The organism is Herbiconiux dendrobii, from assembly GCF_052048175.1.
Lineage (GTDB): Bacteria > Actinomycetota > Actinomycetes > Actinomycetales > Microbacteriaceae > Herbiconiux.
This window is the reverse complement of sequence record NZ_JBLZQV010000005.1, coordinates 183,890-202,517: the sequence shown is the minus strand read 5'-3', so window position 1 is coordinate 202,517 and position 18,628 is coordinate 183,890. Positions and strand designations below refer to the sequence as shown.

Annotated in this window: 18 protein-coding genes; all 18 read left to right on the top strand. The window is 69.2% G+C overall.

Features of this window, described 5'->3' with window-relative positions; genetic code table 11:
• Window positions 1–135: 135 nt before the first annotated feature.
• The 18 genes from ACN4JJ_RS16730 to ACN4JJ_RS16645 all read left to right on the top strand — a co-directional run bounded on the left by ACN4JJ_RS16730 (window position 136) and on the right by ACN4JJ_RS16645 (window position 18,625).
• Window positions 136–939 carry an LmeA family phospholipid-binding protein gene (locus tag ACN4JJ_RS16730; protein ID WP_440711030.1) on the top strand — a complete coding sequence of 268 codons (804 nt, stop codon included), beginning with the start codon at window positions 136–138 and terminating at the stop codon, window positions 937–939.
• A gap of 186 nt (window positions 940–1,125) precedes the next feature.
• Window positions 1,126–2,553: a diaminopimelate decarboxylase gene (gene lysA, locus ACN4JJ_RS16725; protein ID WP_440711029.1), complete on the top strand. Its 1,428-nt coding sequence runs from the start codon at window positions 1,126–1,128 to the stop codon at window positions 2,551–2,553.
• Entirely contained in the window at window positions 2,550–3,911 is a 1,362-nt protein-coding gene (locus ACN4JJ_RS16720) for a homoserine dehydrogenase (RefSeq protein ID WP_440711028.1), read from the top strand. The genes lysA and ACN4JJ_RS16720 overlap by 4 nt, the downstream gene beginning before the upstream one ends.
• Complete coding sequence (gene thrC, locus ACN4JJ_RS16715) at window positions 3,911–5,044, top strand: threonine synthase (protein ID WP_440711027.1); 1,134 nt, start codon at window positions 3,911–3,913, stop codon at window positions 5,042–5,044. The genes ACN4JJ_RS16720 and thrC overlap by 1 nt, the downstream gene beginning before the upstream one ends.
• Entirely contained in the window at window positions 5,041–5,973 is a 933-nt protein-coding gene (thrB, locus tag ACN4JJ_RS16710; protein WP_440711026.1) for a homoserine kinase, read from the top strand. The genes thrC and thrB overlap by 4 nt, the downstream gene beginning before the upstream one ends.
• A gap of 219 nt (window positions 5,974–6,192) precedes the next feature.
• Complete coding sequence (rho, locus tag ACN4JJ_RS16705) at window positions 6,193–8,439, top strand: transcription termination factor Rho (protein WP_440711025.1); 2,247 nt, start codon at window positions 6,193–6,195, stop codon at window positions 8,437–8,439.
• A gap of 17 nt (window positions 8,440–8,456) precedes the next feature.
• On the top strand, window positions 8,457–9,536 hold the full coding sequence (gene prfA, locus ACN4JJ_RS16700; RefSeq protein ID WP_440711024.1) for a peptide chain release factor 1: 1,080 nt from the start codon (window positions 8,457–8,459) through the stop codon (window positions 9,534–9,536).
• Between the two features lie 19 nt (window positions 9,537–9,555).
• Window positions 9,556–10,443 (top strand): peptide chain release factor N(5)-glutamine methyltransferase, encoded by an 888-nt coding sequence (gene prmC, locus ACN4JJ_RS16695; protein WP_440711023.1) that lies wholly within the window; start codon window positions 9,556–9,558, stop codon window positions 10,441–10,443.
• A 260-nt stretch (window positions 10,444–10,703) separates the two neighbouring features.
• Complete coding sequence (locus tag ACN4JJ_RS16690; RefSeq protein WP_440711022.1) at window positions 10,704–10,892, top strand: PLDc N-terminal domain-containing protein; 189 nt, start codon at window positions 10,704–10,706, stop codon at window positions 10,890–10,892.
• A 65-nt stretch (window positions 10,893–10,957) separates the two neighbouring features.
• The gene (locus ACN4JJ_RS16685; RefSeq protein ID WP_440711021.1) at window positions 10,958–11,617 is read left to right on the top strand and encodes an L-threonylcarbamoyladenylate synthase; all 660 of its coding nucleotides are present in this window, start codon (window positions 10,958–10,960) and stop codon (window positions 11,615–11,617) included.
• A 3-nt stretch (window positions 11,618–11,620) separates the two neighbouring features.
• Window positions 11,621–12,817: an MraY family glycosyltransferase gene (locus ACN4JJ_RS16680; RefSeq protein ID WP_440711020.1), complete on the top strand. Its 1,197-nt coding sequence runs from the start codon at window positions 11,621–11,623 to the stop codon at window positions 12,815–12,817.
• Window positions 12,818–12,823: 6 nt separating this feature from the next.
• Window positions 12,824–13,348: a Cg1360 family ATP-synthase-associated protein gene (locus tag ACN4JJ_RS16675; RefSeq protein ID WP_440711019.1), complete on the top strand. Its 525-nt coding sequence runs from the start codon at window positions 12,824–12,826 to the stop codon at window positions 13,346–13,348.
• 207 nt (window positions 13,349–13,555) lie between these two features.
• Complete coding sequence (gene atpB, locus ACN4JJ_RS16670; protein WP_440711018.1) at window positions 13,556–14,347, top strand: F0F1 ATP synthase subunit A; 792 nt, start codon at window positions 13,556–13,558, stop codon at window positions 14,345–14,347.
• 48 nt (window positions 14,348–14,395) lie between these two features.
• Entirely contained in the window at window positions 14,396–14,632 is a 237-nt protein-coding gene (gene atpE / locus ACN4JJ_RS16665; RefSeq protein WP_066040131.1) for an ATP synthase F0 subunit C, read from the top strand.
• A gap of 30 nt (window positions 14,633–14,662) precedes the next feature.
• Window positions 14,663–15,217 (top strand): F0F1 ATP synthase subunit B, encoded by a 555-nt coding sequence (locus ACN4JJ_RS16660; protein ID WP_440711017.1) that lies wholly within the window; start codon window positions 14,663–14,665, stop codon window positions 15,215–15,217.
• Between the two features lie 4 nt (window positions 15,218–15,221).
• Entirely contained in the window at window positions 15,222–16,019 is a 798-nt protein-coding gene (locus tag ACN4JJ_RS16655; RefSeq protein ID WP_440711016.1) for a F0F1 ATP synthase subunit delta, read from the top strand.
• A gap of 51 nt (window positions 16,020–16,070) precedes the next feature.
• Window positions 16,071–17,708, top strand: coding sequence for a F0F1 ATP synthase subunit alpha (gene atpA, locus ACN4JJ_RS16650; protein ID WP_440711015.1), 1,638 nt, complete (start codon window positions 16,071–16,073; stop codon window positions 17,706–17,708).
• 2 nt (window positions 17,709–17,710) lie between these two features.
• Complete coding sequence (locus ACN4JJ_RS16645; RefSeq protein WP_440711014.1) at window positions 17,711–18,625, top strand: F0F1 ATP synthase subunit gamma; 915 nt, start codon at window positions 17,711–17,713, stop codon at window positions 18,623–18,625.
• Window positions 18,626–18,628 lie beyond the last annotated feature (3 nt).

The following is an 18,628-nucleotide window of genomic DNA, read 5'->3' as shown; positions in this document are numbered from 1 at the left end:
GGGGGGGGGGGGAGTGACCCCATATACGGCGTCGCTCCTCAGAATTTCTGCATCCGCTGACCGAAACCTCTGCCGATGGGACGTTCCCCTCCTGGGTTCCGGGGGAGTGCGGAGGCGGGATGCCAGGATGGTCGCATGACCGCCGAATACCCCACAGTCCCGCTGCCCGACGCGCCGCTGGGTGCGCCCACCGCGTCCGAGGCACCGCCGAAGCGCCGCACGCGCTGGGTGTGGTGGCTAATCGGTGTCGTCGTGCTGCTCGCGGTGCTCGTCGTCGTGGCCGACATCGGGTTCCGGGCGTACGCGCAGGGTCAGGCGGAGGCCGAGATCCAGAAGCAGCTGCCGGAGGCGGTCGACGGCGACGTCGACGTCGAGATCGGCGGTTTCTCCTTCCTGGCCCAGCTGGCCGCCGGGATCTTCGACGAGGTGAAGGTGGATGCCCCGTCCCTCACGGTCGACGGCGTGCCCGTCGAGGCGCACGTCGTGGCCACCGGCGTGCCCACCGACTTCGCGAAGCCGGTCGGCGACATCCAGGCCACCCTCACGCTCGACCAGGCGGCCGTGAACGACGTCGTCCAGCTTCCGGACGGCGCCACCCTGGAGCTCGGAGACGGGGACGTCTCCTACGACGGCGAGGCCTCGGTCTTCGGCCTGCCGATCGGCTTCCGCGTCACCGGCGCGGTGCAGGCGGGCGGTGACACCGTCACCATCGAGCCGACCGGCATCGCGGTGACCCAGGGCAGCACCTCGCTCGACCTCTCGAAGCTGCTCCCGGGCGTCGCGAAGTCGCCCATCACGGTCTGCGTCGCCCAATACCTCCCGCAGGGCGCCTCCGTCGACACCCTCACGGTCACCCCCGGCACGGTCACCGCGGAGCTGAGCGCGCAGCAGTTCGTGCTCGGCGAGGAGAGCCTGCGCACCCTCGGCACCTGCGGCTAGGCCGGTCGGCCCGGCCGTCACATGACGGAGGCGGCATCCGTCGCCCGCTAAGATCGTCGGTACGTCCGGGTGATCATCCCCCGGAGCCGGCTTCAGGGACCAAGCCAGGTCCGCTCGCCCCTTGTGCCGCCGCGGCACGCGCCCGAGACCCGCCGAGGGTCGACGACACAGCAAAGGGATCCGTCCATGACCTCCAGCCCGCTCGCGCCCGAGTGGCTCGACCATCCGGCCGACGCGAATGCACTCCCGGCCGCCATCTGGCCGCGCTCCACCGCCCGCACCATCGAGGGGGAGATCGCGATCGGCGGCCTCTCCGCCCCGGACCTCGCCGAGCGCTTCGGCACCCCCCTCTACGTCGTCGACGAAGCGGATGCCCGTTCCCGCGCCCGCGAGGTGCGCGAGGCGTTCCAGACCGAGGCCGCGAACGCCGGCACGACGGCCACCGTCTATTACGCCGGCAAGGCCTTCCTCAGCATCGAGGTCGCGCGCTGGATGGTGCAGGAGGGGCTCTCGATCGACGCCTGCAGCGGCGGCGAGCTCGCGGTCGCCCTCGCGGCCGGTGCCGATCCCGCGCACATCGGGCTGCACGGCAACAACAAGTCGCTCGACGAGATCGACCGCGCGGTCGCCGCCGGGGTCGGCGCGATCGTCATCGACAGCGCGATCGAGATCGAGCGGGTGGCGGAGGCCGCGGCCCGGCACGGCGTGGTGCAGGGCGTGCGCCTGCGGGTGAACAGCGGTGTGCACGCGCACACGCACGACTTCCTGGCCACCGCCCACGAAGACCAGAAGTTCGGCGTGCGCCTGGAGCAGGCCGCCGAGTACGTCGCCGCGATCCGCTCGCACGACTCGCTCCGCTTCCGCGGCCTGCACTGCCACATCGGCTCGCAGATCTTCGGCGCCGCCGGCTTCGCCGAGTCGGCTGCGCGTCTGCTCGCCGTGCACGCCGAGCTGCGCCGGGGCGGCGAGGTGCCCGAGCTCAACCTCGGCGGCGGGTACGGCATCGCCTACACCGGGGCCGACGACCCGACCCCGATCGCCGAGCTCGCCGCCGGCATCGTCGCCGCGGTCGCGGGGGAGTGCGCCCGTCTCGGCATCCCCGTCCCGGGTCTCGCCTTCGAGCCCGGCCGCGTGATCATCGGCAACGCCGGCGTCACCCTCTACACCGTCGGCACCGTCAAAGACGTGCTGGTGGGGCACGGTGACGGCACGGATGCGGTGCGCCGCTACGTGAGCGTCGACGGCGGCATGAGCGACAACCTGCGCCCCGCCCTCTACGGCGCCGACTACACCGTGCGCCTGGCTGGCCGGGAATCGGATGCCGACCCGGCCCTCGTGCGCCTCGCCGGCAAGCACTGCGAGAGCGGCGACATCGTCGTCTACGCCGACTACCTGCCGGGCGACGTGCAGCCGGGCGACCTCGTGGGCGTACCGGCCACCGGCGCGTACTGCTGGTCGATGGCGAGCAACTACAACTACCTGGGGCGTCCCGCGGTCGTCGCGGTGTCGGATGGTGCGGCTCGCGTGCTGATCCGGCGCGAGACCGAGCACGACCTGCTGTCGAGAGACGCGTCCTACCTACCCGCCACCCCGTCAAAGGCAGTGAAGCCATGATCGAATACCGCAACCTCCGGATCGCGCTGCTCGGTGCCGGCTCCGTCGGCTCGCAGGTCGCCCGTCTGCTGCTGGAGCACGGCGACGAGCTAGCCGCCCGTGTGGGCGCCGGCCTCGAACTGATCGGGGTCGCCGTGCGCGACGTGGACGCCCCGCGCGACACCAGCATCCCCCGGCACCTGCTCACCACGGATGCCGCGACGCTCATCCAGTCGGCCGACGTGGTGATCGAGCTCATGGGCGGCATCGAGCCGGCCCGCGAGTACATCCTGCTGGCCATCAACTCCGGTGCGGATGTCGTGACGGGCAACAAGGCGCTGCTCGCCACCCACGGCCCGGAGCTCTTCGACGCCGCCGAGCAGGTGGGCGCGCAGCTCTACTACGAGGCCGCCGCCGGCGGGGCGATCCCGATCATCCGGCCGCTGCGCGACAGCCTCGCCGGCGACCGCGTGAATCGCGTGATGGGCATCGTGAACGGCACCACGAACTTCATCCTCGACCGGATGGACGTGGAGGGCGACACCTTCGAGAACGCCCTGGCCATCGCCACCGAGCTGGGCTACGCGGAGGCCGATCCGACCGCCGACGTGGAAGGCTACGACGCCGCGCAGAAGGCGGCCATCCTCGCGAGCCTCGCGTTCCACACCGCCGTGCCCGTCGAGTCGGTGCACCGCGAGGGGATGACCTCGGTCACCGCCGCGCAGGTCGTCGCCGCCCAGAAGGCCGGCTACGTGGTGAAGCTGCTCGCGATCTGCGAGCGGCTGACCGATCCGGAGACCGGCGTGGAGGGGGTCGTGGCGCGCGTGCATCCGGCCCTGATCAGCCGCCGGCATCCGCTGGCCGCCGTGCACGACGCCAAGAACGCCGTGTTCGTGCAGGCCGAGGCCGCCGGAGACCTCATGTTCTACGGCGCGGGTGCGGGGGGCGTGGAGACGGCCTCGGCCGTGCTCGGCGACCTCGTGTCGGCGGCCCGCCGCCACGTCGCGGGCGGCCCGGGTGTGGGGGAGTCCACGCACGCGAACCTGCCGATCCTCGGCATCGGCGCGGTCAGCACCCGCTACCAGCTCACCCTGATCGTGGCCGACCAGCCCGGTGTGCTGGCCCAGATCGCCGGCGTGTTCAGCGAGCACGGCGTCTCGGTCGAGGCACTGCAGCAGACGGTGCAGCCGACCACGCCCTCGGCCCTGGCCGTCGCCGGGGCGCCGGGTCAGGCATCCGAGCCGCTCACCGCTACCCTTGTCATTGTCACGCACGAAGCCAGCGACGCCGCCCTGTCGGCGACGGTGGCGGCTGTTTCCTCCCACGACGCCGTCGTGCGGGTGGAATCGGTCCTACGAGTTGAAGGAGACACGCCCTAGTGGCCGACAGCACCCCCCGCATCCCGTCCCGCCAGTGGAGAGGCGTGCTGCACGAGTACGCCGACCGTCTCGGCATCACCGATGCGACTCCCGTCGTGACCCTCGGCGAGGGCGGCACGCCGCTCATCCCGGCACCGGCGCTCTCCGCGCGCACGGGGGCGAAGGTCTTCGTCAAGTACGAGGGCATGAACCCCACGGGCTCCTTCAAAGACCGCGGCATGACCATGGCCATCTCCAAGGCCGTCGAGCACGGCGCCAAGGCCGTCATCTGCGCCTCCACCGGCAACACCTCGGCCTCGGCCGCCGCCTACGCCACCCACGCCGGCATCACCGCCGCCGTGCTGGTGCCCGAGGGCAAGATCGCCCTGGGCAAGCTCAGCCAGGCCATCGCGCACAACGCTCAGCTGATCCAGGTGCAGGGCAACTTCGACGACTGCCTCGACCTCGCGCGCGAGCTCTCGGCCAACTACCCCGTGCACCTGGTGAACTCGGTCAACCCCGACCGCATCGCCGGCCAGAAGACCGCCGCCTACGAGGTGGTCGAGGTGCTTCAGGATGCGCCCGACTTCCACCTGCTGCCGGTCGGCAACGCGGGCAACTACACCGCGTACTCGCGCGGCTACACCGAAGAGCTCGAGCGCGGCGTCACCACGAAGCTGCCCCGCATGTTCGGCTTCCAGGCCGCCGGCTCGGCACCGATCGTGCTCGGCCACGTCGTGAAGAACCCCGACACCATCGCCAGCGCGATCCGGATCGGCAACCCCGCCTCGTGGGAGCTGGCCCTGGCCGCCCGCGAGGCCACCGACGGCTACTTCGGCGCCATCGACGACGACCACATCCTCGAGGCGTACCGCATCCTCGCCGGCGAGGTGGGCATCTTCGTCGAGCCCGCGTCCGCCATCAGCGTCGCCGGCCTGCTCGAGCGCTCCGAGGCGGGCGCGATCCCGGCCGGCGCCACCGTGGTCCTCACGGTCACCGGCCACGGTCTCAAAGACCCGCAGTGGGCGCTGCGCACCGCCGACGGCTCCGACGTGACCCCCACGATCGTTCCCGTCGACGCCGCCGAGATCGCCGGTGTGCTCGGCCTGCAGGCTGCAGCCCCCGCCACGGCGGCGCAGGGCGACGCCTCGTGACCCTGCTCGGCCGTTCGGTCACGGTGCGGGTTCCGGCCACCACCGCGAACCTCGGCCCCGGTTTCGACACCCTCGGTCTCTCGCTCGCGCTCTACGACGAGCTGACCGTCACCGTGCGCGAGGAGCCCGGCGCGTTCGTCGACGTGAACGGCGTCGGCGCGGGCGAGGTGCCCACCGACTCCTCCAACCTCGTGGTGCGGGCCATCGCGCACACCTTCGCGGCCTACGGCCAGGAGCTGCCGGGGCTGCACCTCACGGCGAACAACGTCATCCCGCACGGCCGGGGCCTCGGCTCCTCGGGTGCCGCGATCGTCTCCGGTGTCATGGCGGCCAAGGGACTGCTCACCGGCGTGGTCGACATCGACCCGCTCGGTCTTCTGGCCCGCGCCACCGAGCTGGAGGGGCACCCCGACAACGTGGCTCCCGCGCTGTTCGGCGGCCTCACCATCGCCTGGACCACGCCCGAGGGCCCGCAGTTCAAGAAGCTCAACGTGCACCGCGGCGTCTCGCCGCTCGTGCTCGTGCCGCACGAGACCATGTCGACGGCGCTGGCCCGCAGCCTGCAGCCGGAATCGGTGCCGCACGCCGACGCCATCTTCAACGTCTCGCGGTCGACGCTGCTGATCGCCGCCCTCATCCAGAGCCCCGAGCTGCTGCTCGCGGCCACGGAGGACAAGCTGCACCAGAGCTACCGCGCGAGTGCGATGCCCGAGACGGATCGACTGATCCAGGCGCTGCGGGCCGAGGGCTTCCCGGCCGTCGTCTCGGGTGCCGGGCCGAGCATCCTGGTGCTGTGCAGCGATCCCGGTCAGCGACTGGAGGCGGCCGCGCTGGTCGAGGCCAAGGCCGCGACACCCTGGCAGTCCCTGGTTCTGGCCGTGGACTTCAAAGGTGCTACAGTGGTGCTGCACCCGGACGAAGTCAAGTAGACCTCAGGTTCCGCGCATCCCGATCCCTGAAGATCGAGTGCGAGGCGGCCCGAGACAACTTCGAATCCCGTCCCGGTCGTATTCCTCTTAACTCATCCTGCCGTGGCCCTGTGAACGGCCTCGTGTGAATCCTCCCGATTTCCACAGCCTTCGCGTACCGGCGCACGGTCAGTTCTCTGCCTGGCTCGTCATAGCCGACAGGGGAAGGACACCACTTCCGTGACTGACGTCAACACCCGCGCCGACCTGTCGACCTTGAAGGTATCCGAGCTCCAGGCGATCGCCGCCTCGCTCGGCATGTCCGGCGCCTCCAAGCTCCGCAAGGGCGAGCTCGTCGAGGCCATCCGCCTCGTGCAGGAGGGGGCCACCGAGCTCCCGGCCGGCTCGCCCGTGACCCTCGAGTTCCCCGTGGACGCTGCGGCCGAGGCCGCCGCCCCCACCATCGAGGAGTCCACTCCGGCCGCAGCCGCTCCGGCCGAGGCTGCTCCGGCCGCCGAGCAGGCTCCGGATGCCGCTGCGGCACCCGCTGCCGACGAGGCCCCCGCGCCCGCTCCCGTGGTCGACGGGCCGATCGTGCCCGACGAGCTGCTGCTGCCGGCACCCGCCACCTCCTCCGCTCCCAAGGAGCAGATCGTCATCGAGCTGCCCGAGGGCCCGGTCTCGCCCAAGCGCCGCCCCTCGCGCCGGGTCACCACCGACCGCGTCTCCGCGGCCGGCCACGCGAACACCGACGGCGCCACCGAGGCGCCGATCCTGCCCGCGGCCGATGCCCCGGCTCCGGCCTCCGCAGCCGACACCGCCGAGGGCGACGCCGCGTCCGGCGAGGGCCAGAACGAGCAGTCCGAGCGCCGTGAGGGCCGCGGGCGCAACCGCAACCGTCGTGGTCGCGGCAACAACGACAACGCCGAGAACGGCAACGGCCAGAACAACAGTGGTCAGAACAACGGCGGCCAGAACGGTGCCGCCCAGAACGGTAACGGCCAGAACGGTAACGGCCAGAACGGCAATGGCCAGAACGCGCCCGCCCAGAACGGCGCCGCCGGCTCCGAGCAGACCGACCGCAACCAGAACCAGCGCGGGGCGCAGAACGGCCGCAGCCAGGCCGCCGAGCGCGACGCCCAGAAGCAGGACGCCGAGGCCCAGCGCAGCCAGGCCCAGCAGAACCAGGATCGCGGTCCGCAGCTGGACGGCGACGACCGCAACGACCGCGGAGCGCGCAACCGCTACCGCGACCGCAAGCGCCGCGGTCAGACCGGGGGCGACGAGATCGAGCCCGAGATCAGCGAAGACGACGTGCTGATCCCGGTCGCCGGCATCCTCGACATCCTCGACAACTACGCCTTCGTGCGCACCTCCGGCTACCTGCCGGGCAACAGCGACGTCTACGTCTCGCTCGGCCAGGTGAAGAAGTACAACCTGCGCAAGGGCGACGCGGTGGTCGGCAGCATCCGTCAGCCGCGGGAGGGCGACTCCAGCGGCCGCCAGAAGTACAACGCCATCGTGCGCATCGAGTCGATCAACGGCCTGCCCGTCGACGAGGCGCAGAACCGCGTGGAGTTCGGCAAGCTCACCCCGCTCTACCCCCAGGAGCGCCTGCGCCTGGAGACCGAGCCCGGCAAGCTGACCCAGCGCATCATCGACCTGGTCGCCCCGATCGGCAAGGGCCAGCGCGGCCTCATCGTCGCGCCGCCCAAGGCCGGCAAGACCATCGTGCTGCAGCAGATCGCCAACGCGATCTCGACCAACAACCCCGAGGTGCACCTCATGGTCGTGCTGGTCGACGAGCGGCCCGAAGAGGTCACCGACATGCAGCGCACCGTCAAGGGCGAGGTCATCGCGAGCACCTTCGACCGCCCCGCCGAAGACCACACCACGGTCGCCGAGCTCGCCATCGAGCGCGCCAAGCGCCTGGTGGAGCTCGGCCACGACGTGGTCGTGCTGCTCGACTCGATCACCCGCCTCGGCCGCGCCTACAACCTGGCGTCGCCGGCCTCGGGCCGCATCCTCTCCGGTGGTGTCGACGCCTCGGCGCTGTACCCGCCGAAGCGCTTCTTCGGGGCCGCCCGCAACATCGAGAACGGCGGATCGCTCACGATCCTCGCCACCGCCCTGGTGGAGACCGGCTCGAAGATGGACGAGGTGATCTTCGAGGAGTTCAAGGGCACCGGCAACTCGGAGCTGCGCCTGTCGCGTCAGCTGGCCGACAAGCGCATCTTCCCGGCGGTCGACGTGAACGCGTCGAGCACCCGCCGCGAAGAGCTGCTGATGGGTGTCGACGAGACCAAGATCACCTGGAAGCTGCGTCGCGCCCTCGCCGGCGTCGACCAGCAGCAGGCGCTCGAGATCGTGCTCGGCCGCCTGAAGGAGACCTCCTCGAACGTGGAGTTCCTCATGCAGGTGCAGAAGTCGATGCCCGCGCCCGAGCAGAAGAGCCACAACGGGCACACCAGCCACAAGGGCGAGTGATGTCCCAGGCAAGCGGGATGTTCGAATCCGTGGCCACCCTGCAGGCCGAGCACGACGACCTGCAGCGCCAGCTCTCCGATCCGGAGTTGCACAGCGACCCGGCGCGCTCCAAGCGCGTCAACCGCCGCTATGCCGAGCTGAGCCGCATCGTCGCCGCGCACGCCGCCTGGGTGCAGAACGTCGAAGACCTCGAGGCCGCTCGCGAGCTGGCCACCGAGGACGAGTCGTTCGCCGCCGAGGTGCCGTCGCTGGAGGCGAGCCTGGCCGAGGCGGAGGAGAAGCTGCGCCGTCTGCTGATTCCGCGCGACCCGGATGACGCCCGCGACGTGATCATGGAGATCAAGGCCGGTGAGGGCGGTGCCGAGAGCATGCTCTTCGCCGCCGATCTGCTGCGCATGTACCTGCACTACGCCGAGTCCAAGGGCTGGAAGACCGAGCTCCTCGAGCGCACCGACAGCGACCTGGGCGGCTACAAAGACGTGCAGATCGCGGTCAAGGGCAAGTCGACCGACCCCGCCGAGGGCGTCTGGGCGCACCTGAAGTACGAGGGCGGCGTGCACCGCGTGCAGCGCGTGCCCGCCACCGAGTCGCAGGGGCGCATCCACACCTCCGCCGCCGGCGTGCTCGTGTTCCCCGAGGTCGACGAGCCCGAAGAGGTCGAGATCAGCCCGAACGATCTCAAGATCGACGTGTTCCGCTCGAGCGGCCCCGGCGGTCAGTCGGTCAACACCACCGACTCCGCGGTGCGCATCACCCACCTGCCCACGGGCATCGTGGTGTCGATGCAGAACGAGAAGAGCCAGCTGCAGAACCGCGAGGCCGGCATGCGCGTGCTGCGCGCCCGCATCCTGGCGAAGCAGCAGGAGGAACTGGACGCCGAGGCGAGTGCCGCCCGGCGCAGCCAGATCCGCACGGTCGACCGCTCCGAGCGCATCCGCACCTACAACTTCCCCGAGAACCGCATCGCCGACCACCGCACCGGGTACAAGGCCTACAACCTCGACCAGGTGATGGACGGCGCGCTCGAGCCGATCATCCAGTCGGCCATCACGGCCGACGAGGAGAGCCGGCTCGCGGCGGTGGGCAACGAATCCTGACCTGTCCCGTATGACCCTCATGACCGATACCACCCACCGCCCCGTCACCGTGCGCACGCTGCTCGAGCGCTCGACGGGCATCCTCGCCGCCAGCGGCATCCTCGACCCCCAGGTCGACGCCGAGCTGCTGATCGCCCACGTGCTGGGCGCCTCGCGCGGCCGCGTGCAGTCGCTGAGTGTCACGGATGCTCCGATCGGCGTCGAGGAGAGCCTCGCGGTCGTCGAGGCGGTCGAGCGCCGAGCCGCCCGCGAGCCGCTGCAGCACATCACCGGTGTGGCCTGGTTCCGCTCGCTGGAACTCGCGGTCGGCCCCGGGGTCTTCGTGCCCCGCCCCGAGACCGAGTTCGTGGCGGGCCTCGGAATCGACGCGCTCCGCTCGGTCGTCCCGGCTCCGGATGCGCATCCGCTGGCCGTCGACCTCGGAACCGGCAGCGGCGCCATCGCGCTGTCGCTGGCCACCGAGGTCCCGCACGCCCAGGTCGTCGCGGTCGAGAACTCGACCGCCGCCTTCATCTGGGCCAAGCAGAACTTCCGCGCGGTCGCCGCCGACAACGCCCGCCTCGTCTTCATCGACCTCGCGGATGCTCTCCCCGAGCTGAACGGCACGGTCGACGTCGTGGTCTCCAACCCCCCGTACATCCCGCTCGGCGCCATCCCGCGCGACCCCGAGGTACGCCTGCACGACCCCGCCCACGCCCTCTACGGCGGAGAAGACGGCCTCGACGTCGTCCACCAGGTGTCAACCACGGCGCGGCGGCTCTTGCGCCCCGGTGGCACCCTCGTCATCGAACACGGCGACCTCCAGGGCCCCGACCTGCGCGCCCTCCTGGTGGCCGACGGCTGGCGCGCCGTCTCCACCCACCGCGACCTGACCCTGCGAGACCGGGCAACAACCGCCACCCGCTAGCTGTGTTAGCTGCCGGGGGCGCCGGGCTTCGCTCGTCGCTCCCGGGCTGCGCCGGTCCCTGCCCGGCGCAGCGCGACATGTGAGCGCGCGGTCGCCGGGCGCGGCCTGCGGTCGCACCCGTCGGCCACCCCCTCACCCTGGGTCGACGAGTACGGCCCGAGACTTCGCACCCTCCACCCCCGTTTTTTGTCTGCCACGAGCCACCCGATGCCCGCACAAGCCGCACCGACCTACCCAGCGGCCCCCGATACACTCGGAGCATGGAACCCGTCTCCTTCACATTCGGCATCGTCGGCCTGATCGTCTTCATCGTCACGGTCGTGTCGATCGTCAAGAACCCCAACCACGGGGGAGTGGGCAAGTTCGTCTGGATCCTGGTGGCGTTCTTCCTCTCGATCCTGGGCTCCATCCTCTGGCTGATCTTCGGCCGGGGCCGCGTCAACCGGTAGCCGCACGGCGCCGGGGAGTGGCGCGGCCGATCCCGCAGGTCGCGCCGGGTAACATGGTGGGCGAGATGGCTGCCCTATACGACTGCTCCGCACCGGCCGAGCTGCTCACCGGAATGCGCCTCGCCCGGGCCGCGCTCGGCCGCGGCGAGCTCGTCGTCCTCCCCACCGACACGGTCTACGGTGTCGCCGCCGACGCCTTCTCGCCGAGGGCGGTGCAGCGACTGCTCGACGCGAAGGGCCGCACCCGCCAGTCGCCTCCGCCGGTGCTCATCCCCTCCACCGCCACGCTCGAGGCCCTCGCCACCGAGATCCCCGACGAGGTGCGTCCGCTCGTCGAGGCCTTCTGGCCGGGTGGGCTCACCCTCATCCTGAAGGCCACGCCGTCGCTGATGTGGGACCTGGGGGAGACGCACGGCACGGTCGCCCTGCGGATGCCGAGCGACCCGATCGCTCTGGAACTCCTGGCCGAGACCGGCCCGCTGGCCGTCTCCAGCGCGAACCTCACCGGCCTGCCCGCCGCCACCGACGCCGCCGCCGCGCGCGACATGCTCGGTGACGCCGTCGAGGTCTATCTCGACGCGGGAGAGCGCTCGGCCACGGGTTCGTCCACGATCCTCGACGCCACGCTCGTCACCGGCCGCTTCCGGATCGTGCGGCACGGCGCCGTGAGCGACGAGTCGCTGCGTGAGCTGCTCGGCGACCGCCTGCAGGATTCCGGCGCCTGAGGCATGCGGTTCTACCTCCTCGTCGCGCTCGTCTCCGCCGTCGTCACCTTCGGCCTGACCTTCGTCATCTACAAGCTCAGCCACAAGTACCGGCTCTACCCGAAGATCCGGGAGCGCGACGTGCACACCCGTCCGACGCCGCGTCTGGGCGGCATCGCGATGTTCTTCGGGGTGGTGATCGCCATCGCGGTCGCCTCGCAGATCAGCTGGTTCCGCCTGGTGTTCGCCGAACCCGGCAAGGTCTGGGCCATCCTGGGCGCGGCGCTGATCATCGTGCTGATCGGCGTGGCCGACGACATCTGGGATCTCGACTGGCTCACGAAACTGGCCGGCCAGATCATCGCCGCCTTCCTGCTGGCCTGGCAGGGCGTGCAGATCGTCTCGCTGCCGATCGGCGGCCTCACCATCGGGTCGAGCGGCATGTCGCTCGTGATCACCATCCTCACGGTGGTGCTCGTGATGAACGCCATCAACTTCATCGACGGCCTGGACGGCCTGGTGGCCGGTGTCGCCCTGATCGCCAACGGGGTGTTCTTCATCTACAGCTATCTGCTGGCGCAAGACACCTCGCCCACCGACTACTTCAACCTGGCCTCGCTGATCACCGCCGTGCTGATCGGCGCCTGCGCGGGCTTCCTGCCGCTGAACTTCCACCCCGCGAAGCTCTTCATGGGCGACGCGGGCGCCCTGCTGGTGGGGCTGCTGATGGCCACGAGCGCCATCGCCGTGACCGGCCAGGTCGACCCGGCCCAGCTCGGTCGTTCGCAGCTGTTCCCCGCGTTCCTGCCGATCCTGCTGCCCTTCGCCATCCTGGTGATCCCGCTGCTGGACTTCGGATTGGCCGTGTTCCGCCGGCTCCGCGCCGGCAAGAGCCCGTTCAGCGCCGACCGCAAGCACCTGCACCACCGTCTGCTCGACATGGGGCACAGCCACCTGCACGCCGTGCTGATCTTCTACGCCTGGACCACGGTCATCTCGGTGGGCTGCCTGCTGCTGTTCGTGCTGCAGCCGTACTGGCTCGCGTTCCCCTTCCTCGGGCTCGGCATCATCGTCTGCGCCGCCGTCACCCTGGCCCCGCTCGGGCGCGCGAAGCGCCGCGAGATCGCGGCCCAGACCGCCGATGCCGGTACCCTCGAAGCCGAAGTCAAAGCCGCCGACGACCCGCTCGATGCGGCCGCCGACGAAATCAAGGAGCAGTAGAACCCCGTGAGCGAAGCCGACAGCGCCCCCGACGCAGACCGCAACCCCGAGGCGCAGCCCGCCGCCGAGCCCCGCATCCGTGGGAACTACCCGACACCCTCGTCGAGCCCGGTCTTCGCGACCATCCTGAAGTACGACGTGCTGCTGGCGGTCGTGATCGCCATCGTCGGCGGCATCATCGGCTTCGTGGTCGACGGCTGGACGGGGGCGGTGAGCGCTCTCATCGGCACCGTGATGGTGCTCGTCTTCGCGGGGATCACGGCCGCGAGCATCCTCGTGGCGAACCGCTTCGTCGCGTCGCCTTTGTATACGACCCTGTTCTTCGTGATCGTCCTCGGTTCGTGGATCGTGAAGTTCCTGCTGTTCATCGTGCTCGTCGTGCTGCTGCGCGGACAGCCCTGGGTGAACGACATCGTGCTCTTCCTCAGCATCGTGGTGGCCGTGCTCGGCACGCTCGTCGTCGATGTCGTCGTGGTCGCCCGCACCCGGATGCCCTACGCCTCGGATGTGCGTCTGCCGGGCGATCGCTGAGCGTACTCCGATTAGTCAGGAAGCCCTAAGTCTTGATAGGGTTATGACGTTCGTTCCGCAGTCCTGCAATGTATACAACGTACGATGTTGATGGCATTCTGAGGCAGCAAACCCCCCACCCGTTCGTCGTCGCGAGAACCCGAAAAGTTCCACGCCCCGAAACAGGAGATAGCGCTGATAGCTAACGCTGTGAACCTGCTAGCCCCAATGGCAACCTCCGACGATGGTGGTTTCCACGGTCCGTCGATCGAGGAGTTCTTCCCGGACGCCATTTTCTTCGCTGGCACGCCGTTCGAAATCAATCGGATCATCCTCATCCGCTTCATCGCGATGCTGGCCATCATCCTGATCTTCTGGATCGGGACGCGGCGGATGCGAGTCGTCCCCGGCCGCTTCCAGAGCGTCGTCGAGATGGGCCTGGACTTCGCCCGCGTGAACATCGCGGAAGACCTGCTCGGCAAGAAGGACGGCCGGCGGTTCCTCCCGCTGATCACGACCATCTTCTTCGTGGTGCTGTTCGCGAACCTCACGGGCATCATCCCGTTCATGAACATCTCCTCGAACGCGATCATCGGCATGCCGCTGGTGCTCGCGGTCGTGGCCTGGCTCGCCTTCATGTACGCCGGCATCAAGAAGCACCCGGGGGCGTTCTTCAAGAACGCGCTGTTCCCGCCCGGAGTGCCCAAGGTGCTCTACATCATCGTGACGCCGATCGAGTTCTTCTCCACCTTCATCCTGCGGCCGGTCACGCTCACGCTGCGACTCCTGATGAACATGCTCGTCGGCCACCTGCTGCTCGTGCTGTTCTTCTCGGCCACCCAGTTCTTCCTCTTCACCGCCACCCAGACCAGCATCTTCTACGGTCTGTTCGGTGTGGGAACCCTGGCCTTCGGCTTCGTCTTCACCCTCTTCGAGGTTCTGGTCGCCGTGCTCCAGGCCTACGTCTTCGCACTCCTCACCACGGTCTACATCCAGCTCGCGCTGGCTGACGAACACTAAAACGGCGCCAGGCACCCGCCTGCTCCACCATCACGAAAGGGAACAACAATGGCAGACACAGCCATCCTCGCCGAGGTCACCGGTAGCATCGCCACAGTCGGATACGGCCTCGCGGCCATCGGCCCGGCCATCGGCGTGGGCATCGTCGTCGGCAAGACCATCGAGGGCGTCGCCCGTCAGCCCGAGCTGGCCGGCCGACTCCAGGTGCTGATGTACATCGGTATCGCGTTCACCGAGGCACTCGCCTTCATCGGTATCGCCACCGGCTTCATCTTCGGCTTCTAGACCCTCTTTCACACCTAGGAAGGAGGCGTCATGCTTCAGACCATTCTGGTCGCAGCCACCGAGGGCGAGACATCGTCCAACCCGCTGCTGCCTGAGCCCTATGACATCATCTGGTCGCTGGTGTGCTTCGTCGTCATCCTGTTCTTCTTCTGGCGGCTGGTGCTGCCTCGCATGAAGAAGCTCCTCGACGAGCGGTCCGCCGCGATCGAGGGCAACATGGAGAAGGCCGACGAAGCGCAGCGCGAAGCGGAGGCCGCTCTCGAGCAGTACACCGCCCAGCTGGCCGAGGCACGTGCCGAGGCGGCGAAGATCCGCGAGACCGCTCGTGTCGACGCCCAGCGCATCGGCGCCGAGATCACGGCCCAGGCCCACACCGACGCCGACCGCACCAAGGCGAACGCCCAGGTCGCGATCGAGGCCGACCGTCAGGCCGCCCTGGTCTCGCTGCGGTCCGAGGTCGGAAGCCTCGCCATCGACCTCGCCTCCGGCGTGGTGGGCGAGTCGCTCTCCGACGACGCCAAGGCAACCGCACTGGTCGACCGATTCCTGGCCGACCTCGAGGCCGACACCTCGGGAAAGAAGTAAGCACATGGGAAGCGCGACCAGAGTTGCCCTCGGAGAGGCCAAGGCTCGACTGTCGAGCCTGGGCTCCCAGGTCGATCTGGCCACGGGAGAAGAGCTCTTCGCCGCTGGTCGGATCATCGGTGATTCGTCTCACCTGCTGTCGGCTCTCTCCGACCCGGGTGTCGACGCTTCGGCGAAGGTGGCGCTCGTGAAGCAGCTCTTCGGCCCGAACTACGGTTCGGTCACCGTCGACCTGCTCGCGGGCATCGCCTCCAGCCGGTGGTCGACCCACCGCGATCTGCTGGCGGGCATCGAGGAGATCGGCATCCGCGCCGTGGCCGGATCCGCTCCGTCCTCGGCGGCGATCGACGCCGAGCTGTTCGAGTTCGCCCGGGCGGTCACCTCCGACGCCCAGCTCGAGCTGGCGCTGGGTTCCAAGCTCGGCTCCACCGAGCAGAAGCGCCAGCTGGTCGAGCGTCTGCTCGGCGGGCGTGCCTCGGCTCCCACCACCGCGATCGTTCGTCAGCTGGTCACCCAGCCGCGCGGCCGCCGGATCGGTGAGCTGCTGCGCTACGCCTCGTCGATCGTGGCCGACCAGTCGGGTTCGGCCGTCGCCACGGTCACCGCCGCGGCGCCTCTGGCCGCCGCGCAGATCGACCGCCTGCAGTCCACGCTGGCCGCCAAGTACGGCCGTACGGTGCAGATCAACCAGGTCATCGACCCCGCCGTCGTCGGCGGGGTGCGGATCCAGCTCGGCGACGACGTCATCGACGGATCCGTCGCCACGCGCATCAACGATTTGAGACTTCAGCTCGCCGGCTAAGGCGCGCACCGGAACACACTGGGGTGCAACCCCATCAGAAAAGGGAAAACGATGGCTGAACTTACGATCCGCCCCGATGAGATCCGCGATGCTCTCAAGGACTTCGTCGCGGCGTACGACCCCAGCAAAGCGGCCACCACCGAGGTCGGTCACGTGATCGACGCCGCCGACGGCATCGCGCACGTCGAGGGCCTGCCCGGCGTCATGGCCAACGAGCTGATCCGCTTCGCGGACGGCACGCTGGGCCTCGCCCAGAACCTCGACGAGGACGAGATCGGTGTCGTCGTGCTCGGCGAGTTCACCGGCATCGAAGAGGGCCAGGAAGTCACCCGCACCGGCGAGGTGCTCTCCGTGCCCGTGGGAGACGCCTACCTCGGCCGCGTGGTCGACCCGCTCGGCAACCCGATCGACGGTCTCGGCGAGATCGCCTCGGAGGGCCGCCGCGAGCTCGAGCTGCAGGCGCCCGGCGTCATGGCTCGTAAGAGCGTGCACGAGCCGATGCAGACCGGCATCAAGGCGATCGACGCCATGATCCCGATCGGCCGCGGCCAGCGTCAGCTGATCATCGGCGACCGCCAGACCGGCAAGACGGCCATCGCGATCGACACGATCATCAACCAGAAGGCCAACTGGGAGTCCGGCGACGAGAACAAGCAGGTTCGCTGCATCTACGTCGCGATCGGCCAGAAGGGCTCGACCATCGCCTCCGTGAAGGGTGCGCTGGAAGACGCCGGAGCGATGGAGTACACCACCATCGTCGCCTCGCCCGCCTCCGACCCGGCCGGCTTCAAGTACCTCGCGCCCTACACCGGCTCGGCCATCGGCCAGCACTGGATGTACGGCGGCAAGCACGTCCTGATCATCTTCGACGACCTGTCCAAGCAGGCCGAGGCCTACCGTGCCGTGTCGCTGTTGCTGCGCCGCCCGCCGGGACGCGAAGCGTACCCCGGCGACGTGTTCTACTTGCACTCCCGTCTGCTGGAGCGTTGCGCCAAGCTCTCTGACGAGCTGGGTGCCGGTTCGATGACCGGTCTGCCGATCATCGAGACGAAGGCCAACGACGTCTCGGCCTACATTCCCACCAACGTGATCTCGATCACCGACGGCCAGATCTTCCTGCAGTCCGACCTCTTCAACGCCAACCAGCGTCCCGCGGTCGACGTGGGTATCTCGGTCTCGCGAGTCGGTGGCGACGCGCAGGTCAAGTCGATCAAGTCGGTCTCCGGCACGCTCAAGCTCGAGCTGGCGCAGTACCGCTCGCTCGAGGCCTTCGCGATGTTCGCCTCCGACCTGGATGCCGCATCCCGTCGTCAGCTCGCTCGAGGCGCCCGCCTCACCGAGCTGCTGAAGCAGCCGCAGTACTCGCCGTTCCCGGTCGAGCAGCAGGTCGTCTCGATCTGGGCCGGCACCAAGGGCAAGCTCGACGAGGTCCCGGTCGAAGACATCCTGCGCTTCGAGGCCGAGCTGCTCGACTACATCGGCCGGAGCACCGACATCCTCACCACGCTGCGCGAGACGAACAAGCTCGACGACGACACGATCGCGGCGCTGGACAAGGCGATCGATCAGTTCAAGCTCGAGTTCCAGACCGGTGAGGGCAAGCCGCTCGCCTCGGTCGGCTCGGAGAAGTTCGACGCCACCAAGCCCGAAGAGGTCGGCCAGGAGAAGATCGTCAAGGGTCGCCGCTAACCATGGGTGCTCAGCTCAGGGTCTACCGGTCGAAGATCAAATCGGCCCAGACGACCAAGAAGATCACGAGGGCGATGGAGTTGATCTCCGCGTCCCGGATCCAGAAGGCGCAGCAGCGTGTTGCAGCCTCGGCTCCGTACTCGAAGGCGATCACGCGCGCGGTGTCGGCGGTGGCGACGTTCTCGAACGTCGATCACCCGCTCACCACCGAGCGCGAGAAGCTCGACACGGCGGCCGTGGTCATCTTCACCTCCGACCGCGGTCTCGCCGGTGCGTTCTCCTCCTCGATCCTGAAGGAGGCTGAGCAGCTCGCCGAGCTCCTGCGCAGCGAAGGCAAGAAGGTGGAGTACTTCCTGGTCGGCCGCAAGGCCGTGGCGTACTTCGGCTTCCGCAAGCGCGCCGCCCGCAAGAACTGGACCGGTGGAACGGATCAGCCCACGTTCGAGACGGCCAAGGAGATCGCGGACGCGGTCGTCGAGGCCTACAACCTCGACGACGACGGCGGGGTCGACGAGATCCATCTCGTGTACAACCGCTTCGTCAGCATGGTGACCCAGGTTCCCGAGGTCGTGCGGCTGCTTCCGCTGGAGATCGTCGAGGGCGATGTCCCGGATGTCCCCGCCGCGGCCTCCGCCTCCACCGAGGTCTACCCGCTGTACGAGTTCGAGCCGGATGCCGCCACCGTTCTGGATGCTCTCCTGCCGATCTACGTCGAGAGCCGCATCTACAACGCGATGCTGCAGTCGGCCGCGGCCGAGCACGCCGCCCGTCAGAAGGCGATGAAGTCCGCGAGCGACAACGCCGACAACCTGATCCGTGACTACACGCGACTGGCCAACAACGCCCGTCAGAGCGAGATCACGCAGCAGATTTCCGAAATCGTGGGCGGGGCCGACGCACTGGCTTCGGCCAAATAGAAC

Bases quoted from the DNA above. Each gene is read 5' to 3' on its own strand.
- ACN4JJ_RS16730 (WP_440711030.1), top strand. From the start codon at position 136: ATGACCGCCGAATACCCCACAGTCCCGCTGCCCGACGCGCCGCTGGGT.
- lysA (WP_440711029.1), top strand. From the start codon at position 1,126: ATGACCTCCAGCCCGCTCGCGCCCGAGTGGCTCGACCATCCGGCCGAC.
- ACN4JJ_RS16720 (WP_440711028.1), top strand. From the start codon at position 2,550: ATGATCGAATACCGCAACCTCCGGATCGCGCTGCTCGGTGCCGGCTCC.
- prfA (WP_440711024.1), top strand. From the start codon at position 8,457: ATGTTCGAATCCGTGGCCACCCTGCAGGCCGAGCACGACGACCTGCAG.
- prmC (WP_440711023.1), top strand. From the start codon at position 9,556: ATGACCGATACCACCCACCGCCCCGTCACCGTGCGCACGCTGCTCGAG.
- ACN4JJ_RS16690 (WP_440711022.1), top strand. From the start codon at position 10,704: ATGGAACCCGTCTCCTTCACATTCGGCATCGTCGGCCTGATCGTCTTC.
- ACN4JJ_RS16685 (WP_440711021.1), top strand. From the start codon at position 10,958: ATGGCTGCCCTATACGACTGCTCCGCACCGGCCGAGCTGCTCACCGGA.
- ACN4JJ_RS16680 (WP_440711020.1), top strand. From the start codon at position 11,621: ATGCGGTTCTACCTCCTCGTCGCGCTCGTCTCCGCCGTCGTCACCTTC.
- atpB (WP_440711018.1), top strand. From the start codon at position 13,556: ATGGCAACCTCCGACGATGGTGGTTTCCACGGTCCGTCGATCGAGGAG.
- atpE (WP_066040131.1), top strand. From the start codon at position 14,396: ATGGCAGACACAGCCATCCTCGCCGAGGTCACCGGTAGCATCGCCACA.
- ACN4JJ_RS16660 (WP_440711017.1), top strand. From the start codon at position 14,663: ATGCTTCAGACCATTCTGGTCGCAGCCACCGAGGGCGAGACATCGTCC.
- ACN4JJ_RS16655 (WP_440711016.1), top strand. From the start codon at position 15,222: ATGGGAAGCGCGACCAGAGTTGCCCTCGGAGAGGCCAAGGCTCGACTG.
- atpA (WP_440711015.1), top strand. From the start codon at position 16,071: ATGGCTGAACTTACGATCCGCCCCGATGAGATCCGCGATGCTCTCAAG.
- ACN4JJ_RS16645 (WP_440711014.1), top strand. From the start codon at position 17,711: ATGGGTGCTCAGCTCAGGGTCTACCGGTCGAAGATCAAATCGGCCCAG.